We start from the raw sequence: 5,236 nt of genomic DNA on the forward strand, positions 1-5,236 counted from the left end.
CGGTCCGAAGATGATTTTTCCGGGGTTGGCATAGGTGAAGCAATTACCTTCGCGCATCGCATCGATGCCCACGGCGATGGCGTAGACCAGCTTGTCCATGCCGCAGGTGGCCCCGATGATCTTTTCGCTTTCCAGGCCGTTCATCACCGACAGGATAGCGGTATCGGATCCTGCTAGGGCGGCGATGTCGGCGACGGCCCCGGCCAGGTGATGATGCTTCAGGGCCACGATGATCAAGTCGGCCGGCTCAACCAGCTTGTCCGCGTGTATCACAGGGACTTGGTACAGCTTGTCGTTAATGGTGAAGGTTTTGTTTTTCAGGCCCTCGTAGCGCTTGCCCCGCGCCACAAAGGAGACGGAAAAGCCCACGGCGTCAGTGAACATGGCCGCGTAGGCCGCACCCATGGCACCGGCGCCCACAATTGAAATTTTTCGAATCGCTGACATGGCTAAGGCTCCTTGTACGTGTTGTAGTGATTATCGAACGATCAGCCAGGTTCCCATCAGCAACAATCCGATGCCGGAAAGGCGGTATAGGTCAAGGGGTTTCAGATCTGCACCGAGAACCCCGAAATGATCGATGACCGCGCCGCTGATAAACTGGGCGGCAATGATGATCGTCATCGCCGACACCAATCCCAGGCGTGCAGTGCCATATCCGATGGTGCCGACAATCACCAGGCCCAGAGCACCGGCAGACAGCGCATACCAGGGCACGGTCTGCCAGGCGGTCAGGTTTCCGCCCCGGCTCAGCAGCATGGCCAGACCGACCAGCAGCCCCCCGCCACCATAGGTGATGAACACGCTTTCCAACGTGCCGATCTGTTTGTCCATCAGCCCCATGAACTGGGCCTGGAGTGCCATGGCGATGCCGCCGATGGCCGCGATGATGATCAGGGGTATAGTTGTGCCCAAGGCCGGTTTCCTTTCTGATAACCGTTCACGGGTTCAAAGGTACAGGGTTGCTTTTTTGCCTAAGCCTGAGCCGGTGAATGCATACCCTTTTTGTTTAGGTACTACGATTTACTGACATGCCTGCAGAGAAATAACAAAACCTCAGTTTACAACACCCGAAGCGGCTTGAAGAGATACTCAAGCCCGTTGACTTTGATTTCATACACCTCACGTAACATGTCGCCCAACGGCCCTCCTGGAAAGCCCTTGTTGGCCAGCCATATCACATAGTCCTCCGGTAGATCGATCAGCAAGCGGTCCTTGTACCTGCCGAAAGGCATGCGCATGCCGGCCAGCTTGAGCAGCACGTCCGGATGCGGTTGACAGTCGTTATCAGTGGGCATGCTGCGGGTCCTTGTTCTTGCCGGGTTGGTCGAAAGGGTTGGGTGTGAATAGCCCCGACACTCAAAAATTGCAAGACAGGCGCTTCTTTTTTTGGTTTTCCCGCGGCGCGAGCGCGGCCGATGGTCAAAGCGACAACGGTCGATCGGTTCCGTTCCATTTTTCGACGCTGCCTTCCTCCCGATTTGAAAATCCTGGATGATGCCTTATCTTTCTCCGGAAACGGTCACAGGTTCAGCGTTTACCGACAACGGTGATTGTGGCTGACATTTTCGATGAACCCTGAACCGCTGAACCCTGAACCTTTGAACCCGTGGGGGGAGACCTAACAACCATGGCCCTGCTGGAAGCACGCAATCTTGTCAAAACCTATACCGTGGATCACCGCGCCATCACCGTACTGGAAAATGTGTCCCTGTCTGCCGAAAAAGGGGAATTCATCGTCATTGCCGGCAGTAGCGGCAGCGGCAAAACCACCTTGCTGACCTTGCTTTCCGGGCTGGATCACCCCACGTCCGGACAGGTCTTCATCGACGATCGGGAGATCACGCATGCCTCCGAAGAAGATCTGGCACCGCTGCGCAACCGGACTATCGGTTTCGTCTTTCAATCCTTTCACCTGGTGCCGTCGATGACTGCCAGGGAAAATATCATGTTTCCAGCCGAGCTGATGGGCGATAACGACGCGGATGGCCGCGCCGGACAATTGTTGGCACGTGTGGGCCTGTCAGCCCAGGCGGACAATCTGCCCAGCCAGCTGTCCGGGGGCGAAAAGCAGCGCATTGCCCTGTGCCGTGCCCTGATCAACCGACCCAAGCTGCTTTTTGCCGACGAGCCCACCGGAAACCTGGATTCGGAGAACGGCAAGATTGTACTCGCCCAGCTCATCGATCTGAAGAATGAACACGGGGCCACCCTGGTGCTGGTGACACATAATCCGGAGATCGCCCAGGCCGCCGATCGGGTGATTTCCCTCAAAGATGGACACCTGATCGGATAGCCGCCCATGCGCCACATACCCATGATTCTTCGCCAGGTGCGCCGCTCCCATTTGCAGGCCGGTCTGTTTGTGCTCTGCGTTGCCCTTTCCCTGGCAACCCTGACCGCTTTTTCCGGATTTGCCAGAAGCGTGAGCCGCGCCCTGCTTGAGGACGCCCGCACGCTGCACGCCGCCGACATTATCATCCGATCCCACGATCCCATTTCCGCCCCCCTGGTGCAAGCTGTTGACAGGCTGGCGGACCAAGGCCGGATCGTTAAGGCCAACGTTCACGAATTCTACAGCGTGGTGCGCGCGCCGGACGAAAAGGCTTCTGTGCTGTCCAGGCTGAAAGTGGTGGAAGCGGGCTACCCCTTTTACGGCCAGGTCACGTTGAAATCGGGTCGCCCCTTCAAGCAGGTGCTGTCACCCGGCGCCTGCATCGTCGAGCAGACCCTGTTGGATCGCATCGGCCTGAAGGTGGGCGATCGGTTAAAGATCGGCTACACCACACTGACCGTCGATGACGTGGTCACGGCCGAACCGGATCGCCCGCTGGATCTGTTTGCATTCGGCCCCCGGGTCTTCATCCACAGTTCGGACCTGGATGCCCTGGGCCTGATGACCACCGGCAGCCGCATCCACCGCCTGGTGCTGCTCAAGGTCATGGACCCGCTTCAGGTGGATGCCATTGCCGCCGGGTTGAAACAGGCCTCCCCCTTCGATGGGGAAAGCGTCGACACGTACCTCACCTCCGGGTCTGTGGTTAAACGGTTTCTGGACAATTTTCTGTTTTTCCTCAAACTGGTGGGGCTTTTTATCCTGATTGTGTCCGGATTGGGCATTCAGAGCACCCTCACGGCCCTGTTTAACGAAAAACAGCGTACCATTGCCGTGATGAAAACCGTGGGCGCGAGCGGTCGGTTTATCAACACGCACTTCATGCTCATGGTCCTTTTACTGGGCACCGCGGGAACCGGCGTGGGCATTCTGGCCGGTGCGGCAGTCCAGGGCGGCCTGGCCTGGATGCTGGGCCCGCTGTTGCCCGAGGGCCTTGGCCTGACCATCGCCTGGACCGGGGTGGTCGAGGCCGTCATGCTGGGGTTTACCGTGGTCGCCCTGTTTTCGTTCCTGCCCCTGTACCGGCTCAAGGAGATGCGCCCGGTGGTCATCTTCAACCGCCTGCCGTCCGTCGGCATCGCCCGCTGGCCCTATTTTCTCTCGGCCCTGCTGGTCTTGCTCTTTTTTCTTGCCCTGGTGTTGTGGCACATGCGCGACATTCTTTTTGGCTTCTATTTTGTCGGTGCTGTCGTCGCCCTGATCCTGGCGGCGGCGCTGTTGGCCCAACTGGCGCTGTGGACGATGAAACGCCTGCCCGTTCGTCATCTGGCCCTGCGCCAGGCCATACGAGGCCTGTTTCGACGGGGCAATGCCACCCGGGCCATCATGATTACCCTGACGGTCTCCCTGGCCGTGATCTTCGGAAACCACCTCATCGAAAAGAACTTGAATGCCACCTTCGTGCAGTCCTTCCCTGCTGATGCACCCAACGCCTTTTTTTTGGACATCCAGCCCGATCAGACCGAGGCGTTTTCGGCCGCCATCGGCCATCCGGTTCAATTCTACCCCATCGTGCGGGCCCGGATCACGGGGGTGAACGACCAGGCCATCGACCGCAGGCGGGAGGGACAAAAACGGCGTGACAACCTATCGCGGGTCTTCAACCTGACTTATCGGCAGGGACTGCTGGACGATGAAACCCTGATCGACGGGGACACGCTCTTTCGCAGCGACTGGACTGAGCCCCAGGTGTCGGTCATGGATAGCATTGTGGAGATGCGCGAGATGAAAATCGGCGACCGCATCAGCTTCAAGATCCAGGGCGTCCCCCTGACCGCGCGCATATCCAGCATCCGAACCCGTGACAGCCGATCCTTGAGCCCTTTTTTTTACTTCGTGTTTCCAGAGGAGATAATGAAGCAGGCGCCGCACACCCTGTTTGCCGCCCTGACGGTAAGTCCCGGGCAAATGGGGCCGCTTCAAACGTCGATTGTCTCCCGGTTTCCCAACATCAGCGTCATCGATATGTCCCAGACCATCGGCATCCTGGCCCGGCTCATGGCTCGCCTGTCTCGGATCGTGCGTGTTTTCAGCCTCTTCAGCATAGCGGCGGGTCTCCTGATCCTGGTGAGTGCGGTATTTGCCACCCGGGCCGAGCGGGTGGTCGAGTCGGTCTACTACAAGATCCTGGGGGCCGGCAGGCGGTTCGTCTTCACCGTCTTCGCCTTGGAAAATATATTGATCGGGCTGCTTAGCAGCGGCCTGGCCCTGGCCTTGGCCCAGGCCGGCGCCTATTGGGTGTGCACGCTGAGGTTCGATATCGGTTATCGGCCTTTTTTCCCCATATCGCTGACCATGGTTGGCCTGACCGTGCTGCTGACCGTCACGGTGGGCATGGCGGCTTCGAGATCGATCATGGCCAAAAAACCGGTTGCGTACCTCAGGGAGCAGCAAAATGAATAGACTCTTGAAATGTGCCTTCTGGTCCAATCTCTGCGTTGGAATAGCCATTCAAATCCTCGACATACTCCTGTATGCACCCCAAGGGCACTTCTTTCAGGGCGCCTGCGGTTTGAATGGTTGCTCCGCCTTGACCTTGAACCAGAATGCGCACTTCAAGACGGCCTCCGCAAAAAATTACCAGTTTCGTCCAAGGCAGATTAAGGGGGTGGCCCTCTTATTGGCAGGCGTTGGGTTGATGGTATCCGGCTGCAGCCAGGAGTCGCCGGTTGAAACAACCATCGTGGTGACCCAACCGCCGGCCCCGGCCTACCAGGGCACCATCGTGGCTGTCGGAGACAGCCTGACCGCCGGGCTCGGCGTTTCCGAAGATCAGGCCAATCCCGCTCAGCTGGCCCGCCGGCTGCAGGCCGAGGGGCGCAACTATCAGGTGATCAATGC

General features: G+C 58.6%; 5 protein-coding genes and 1 pseudogene. 3 read left to right on the top strand and 3 right to left on the bottom strand.

Going from position 1 to position 5,236, the window contains the following annotated elements; genetic code table 11:
* The 3 genes from ABYV26_RS20205 to ABYV26_RS20215 form a co-directional block, all read right to left on the bottom strand.
* Window positions 1-447, bottom strand: a 447-nt coding sequence (locus ABYV26_RS20205; protein WP_372683167.1) for a ketopantoate reductase family protein, incomplete at its 3' end; no start/stop codon positions are given.
* A gap of 30 nt (window positions 448-477) precedes the next feature.
* Window positions 478-915, bottom strand: a complete 438-nt coding sequence (locus ABYV26_RS20210) for a DMT family transporter (protein WP_372683168.1) — start codon at window positions 913-915, stop codon at window positions 478-480.
* A gap of 146 nt (window positions 916-1,061) precedes the next feature.
* Window positions 1,062-1,298, bottom strand: coding sequence for a DUF3820 family protein (locus tag ABYV26_RS20215; RefSeq protein ID WP_372683169.1), 237 nt, complete (start codon window positions 1,296-1,298; stop codon window positions 1,062-1,064).
* A 332-nt stretch (window positions 1,299-1,630) separates the two neighbouring features.
* On the opposite strand from ABYV26_RS20215, the gene ABYV26_RS20220 reads away from it, so the two are divergent.
* From ABYV26_RS20220 to ABYV26_RS20230, 3 genes and pseudogenes are all read left to right on the top strand, one after another.
* A complete protein-coding gene (locus ABYV26_RS20220) occupies window positions 1,631-2,296 on the top strand; it encodes an ABC transporter ATP-binding protein (RefSeq protein WP_372683170.1) in 666 nt (221 codons plus the stop codon).
* A gap of 6 nt (window positions 2,297-2,302) precedes the next feature.
* The gene (locus ABYV26_RS20225; protein ID WP_372683171.1) at window positions 2,303-4,798 is read left to right on the top strand and encodes an ABC transporter permease; all 2,496 of its coding nucleotides are present in this window, start codon (window positions 2,303-2,305) and stop codon (window positions 4,796-4,798) included.
* Window positions 4,791-5,236 (top strand): annotated as a pseudogene (locus tag ABYV26_RS20230) (hypothetical protein); the annotation flags it as partial. The gene ABYV26_RS20225 and the pseudogene ABYV26_RS20230, both read left to right, overlap by 8 nt.

Source organism: Desulfosarcina sp. (assembly GCF_041551955.1).
Taxonomy (GTDB): Bacteria; Desulfobacterota; Desulfobacteria; order Desulfobacterales; family Desulfosarcinaceae; genus Desulfosarcina.

Bases quoted from the DNA above. Each gene is read 5' to 3' on its own strand.
- ABYV26_RS20215 (WP_372683169.1), bottom strand. From the start codon at position 1,298: ATGCCCACTGATAACGACTGTCAACCGCATCCGGACGTGCTGCTCAAG.
- ABYV26_RS20225 (WP_372683171.1), top strand. From the start codon at position 2,303: ATGCGCCACATACCCATGATTCTTCGCCAGGTGCGCCGCTCCCATTTG.
- ABYV26_RS20220 (WP_372683170.1), top strand. From the start codon at position 1,631: ATGGCCCTGCTGGAAGCACGCAATCTTGTCAAAACCTATACCGTGGAT.